This is a genomic window from Occallatibacter sp. (assembly GCF_049802275.1).
Lineage (GTDB): Bacteria > Acidobacteriota > Terriglobia > Terriglobales > Acidobacteriaceae > Telmatobacter.
Window position 1 is genome coordinate 1 of the sequence record NZ_JBARMD010000370.1, and the last position, 2,310, is coordinate 2,310.

3 protein-coding genes are annotated in these 2,310 nt (G+C 58.0%); all 3 read right to left on the reverse strand.

What is annotated here, in order from left to right; translation table 11 throughout:
• Positions 1–13: 13 nt before the first annotated feature.
• Positions 14–715 (reverse strand): SPOR domain-containing protein, encoded by a 702-nt coding sequence (locus WA354_RS12860; protein ID WP_472813411.1) that lies wholly within the window; start codon positions 713–715, stop codon positions 14–16.
• 15 nt (positions 716–730) lie between these two features.
• A complete protein-coding gene (locus WA354_RS12865; RefSeq protein ID WP_472813412.1) occupies positions 731–1,564 on the reverse strand; it encodes a slipin family protein in 834 nt (277 codons plus the stop codon).
• A 41-nt stretch (positions 1,565–1,605) separates the two neighbouring features.
• Positions 1,606–2,310, reverse strand: a 705-nt coding sequence (locus tag WA354_RS12870) for an NfeD family protein (RefSeq protein ID WP_472813413.1), incomplete at its 5' end; no start/stop codon positions are given.

Sequence of the window (2,310 nt, forward strand, 5' to 3'; positions counted from 1 at the left end):
AACGAGAGTTCCGTTACTGCACAATAGCGTTGTAGCCGTCGCTCAGAAGCTTTTGCCGCATTGCATTCGCATCATTGCGATTCACGAACGGTCCGGTCTGCACGTGGATGAGACTGTCACCAACATCGCGACGCGCCGTGACTGTATAGCCGCGCTTGCGGAGCGCATTTACCAGAACCTCCGCATCCTCAGAATGCGAAACCGCTGCAATCTGGACCATCCAGCCCTCCACCTGCGTCATCGCCGGCTGCACATGGAGGGTGGAAGTGGGCTGTGCGCCCCCGGCTTCTCCGCCGAGAGCCGGATGCACCGACGGATCGAGCGCAGTCTTCACATGGGCCTCGGTTGAGCCAGCGTCTTCGCGGGCCGCGGCGGATAACACTGGTGTGGACGACGTTGAGTTGCCCGATGACACAGCCGGAACACCAGAAGCTGTCTGCGTCAGGGGACGAATCTCCGCCTGCCCTGCGGCACCGGGCTTGGACCCTGACCCGACCGGTCTTGATGCTGTTTTCGAATTCGACGCCGGCGACACCGCGGTCGCTGAATCCGACGAACTGCGGTGACCAACCCGATATCCAAAGCCAAAACAGACCACGCAGAGAAAAAGAAGCCCGCCGCCAAGAGCGAAAAGAGTGCCACCCCCGAGCGTGAATTCGGTGTCGCGTTCGCTATCGGCGGGTTCGAGTTCTTCTTTGCTAAAGTCGCGAATCATGCTTTGCCCTTGGGCTCAGGAAAGTTCAGGATCCACTCCTCGAGCGCTAGCCGATACGCCCCCGCCTGTGGGCTTCTCGACCGGCGGTACCGAAATCGTCAGTTTGTTCAATATCGAAAGCAACTCCATCGGCAGCGGAAACACGATCGTCGTGTTCTTTTCAACTCCAATTTCAGTAAGTGTCTGCAGATAGCGCAATTGAAGCGTCATAGGCTGCGTAGCCATCAAAGTGGCTGCGTCGACAAGCTTTTGCGCTGCATTGAACTCGCCTTCAGCGTGAATGATCTTCGACCGCTTCTCGCGCTCTGCTTCGGCCTGCTTGGCCATGGCGCGCAGCATCTGCTCCGGCAAATCTACTTGCTTCACTTCCACTGAGATCACCTTCACGCCGAAAGGCTCAGTGCGCTGATCGATGATCGTCTGGATCTTCAGATTCAGCTTGTCGCGATGACTCAGCAATTCATCCAATTCCACTTCGCCCAATACCGAGCGCAACGTAGTCTGCGCGAACTGCGAAGTCTGGTAAACGTAGTTGGCTACCTTGATGGCCGCGGCATTTGGATCGACCACGTACAGCGTGACCACCGCATTTACCTTCAGGGTCACATTGTCGCGCGTGATCACGTCCTGTGCAGGCACCTCCAGCACTTCCTGCCGCAACGAAATCCGCACTATCTGATCGAATGGCCGGAAAACCAGGATGATTCCGGGACCCTTGGGAACAGGAAGCGCGCGTCCCAGGCGAAAAATTACGGCTCGTTCGTAGTCACGCAGGATTTTGATGGAATTAATGAGATACAAAGCTACGATGGCAACTGCAATTAAAACTGGAACAGAAACGTCGGGCATTGTGCTTCCCCCATTCAGCACGGATTGTACTCCCGCAACCGTTATGCAGCAGTCTGCGGCCGTGTAGGCTGCTCGAGCGGTGCGACCCTCAGCAGATATTGGTCATGTCCCACAACGCGTAGTCGCGTACCCGCGGGCACCGGTTCGCTTGCTACCGCATTCCAGATTTCGCCTTCAACCAGCACGTGGCCTTCGGGTGCCAGGGCCTCCATGGCCGAGGCCGGGCTGCCTACCAGCGCGTCAACACCCAATCGTGCTTTCATACGCCGCGCTCGCCACGCAAGCCGCACCAGCAGTACCGTGATGCTGCCGAATCCCAGACCCACCCCGATCGCCACCCAGGGCCGAATCCGCAACTCGGGGATGGGCGCAGCGACAAGCGTCAGCGTTCCAAAAATCAGGCACAAAATGCCGGCGATGGCGAGGACGCCGTGGCCGCCGAATTTCGCTTCAAGCAGCATGAGAGCAAACGCCGCAATCAGAAGCAGCACCGCAGTGAATCGAATGGGCAACAGATCCAACGCGAAGACGCCCAGCAAAACCATCAACGTGCCCAGCGCTCCTGGCACAATCGTCCCCGGCGTATTGAATTCAAGGTAGACCAGCAGTGCTCCGCCCACCAGCAGCAGTAGTGCAATGTTCGGATTTACGAGCCATCCCAGCAGATTCTCGCGCACCGTCGGCTCCACCACTTCAACCGTTGCGTTCTTCGTATGCAGAGTTTGCTTGCTGCCGTCCATCCGCGT

Coding starts and splice junctions, on each gene's coding strand:
- WA354_RS12860 (WP_472813411.1), bottom strand. CDS start 715: ATGATTCGCGACTTTAGCAAAGAAGAACTCGAACCCGCCGATAGCGAA.
- WA354_RS12865 (WP_472813412.1), bottom strand. CDS start 1,564: ATGCCCGACGTTTCTGTTCCAGTTTTAATTGCAGTTGCCATCGTAGCT.